At 45.9% G+C, this 703-nt stretch carries 1 pseudogene; it reads left to right on the top strand.

The window, feature by feature from the left end:
• Window positions 1-703 (top strand): annotated as a pseudogene (gene peuA, locus R7Z49_RS25090) (TonB-dependent siderophore enterobactin receptor PeuA); the annotation flags it as partial.

Genomic DNA, 703 nt, shown 5'->3' with positions numbered 1-703 from the left:
AGCTTGAGCCAAGATATCGGTTCAAACGAACATTCACGTACCGTACTTGATGTAAGTGGTTCTTTAAATGACGCAGAAACGCTACGTGCTCGCGCTATTTTTGCGAAAGAAAACTACAGCTCTTGGCGTACGTATGGCGATGGCACAAAGCCGCAAACTGACCGTGTTGTGGGTGGCCTGGTTGTTGAGTATGACATTACTGAAAACATCATGGTGTCAGCGCATTATGACCGTACAAAAGACGAAGGTAGCGTAGATTCAGGTGCTTACATCGTGGACGGAAAGCCAGTTCGTGGTGATAAGTACATCTGGGACGCTCAGTGGTCAAAAATTGATAACGACGTAGAAAACTACGGTATCGATATTAATGCTCAAGTGACTGATAACGTGAATGTGAAAGCGGGTTACAACCGTCAAGACTTTAAGCGTTTTGATGTAGAGTCTTACCCTAAGTTTGACAATTATGACAAAGATGGTGTGATTCGACATAAAGGGAACGAGCGCACAGATAACTGGGTATTCGATACCGCGTACTTAGACGTAACAACCAACTTCTCTTTGTTGGGTACAGAAAATACGTTTTTGGTGGGGGCGAACTACCTCGACTACAAATACGACCGCTTTATGGCTTCCCATGCAGGCGAGGACGTAGCGGCAGGCACGACAGTTACTCGTCCTGGGACCGTACGCTCGAAAAAATACC

This window comes from Vibrio sp. 1562, assembly GCF_033340155.1.
Taxonomy (GTDB): Bacteria; Pseudomonadota; Gammaproteobacteria; order Enterobacterales; family Vibrionaceae; genus Vibrio; species Vibrio alginolyticus.
This window is presented reverse-complemented; position numbering and strand designations above follow the sequence as displayed.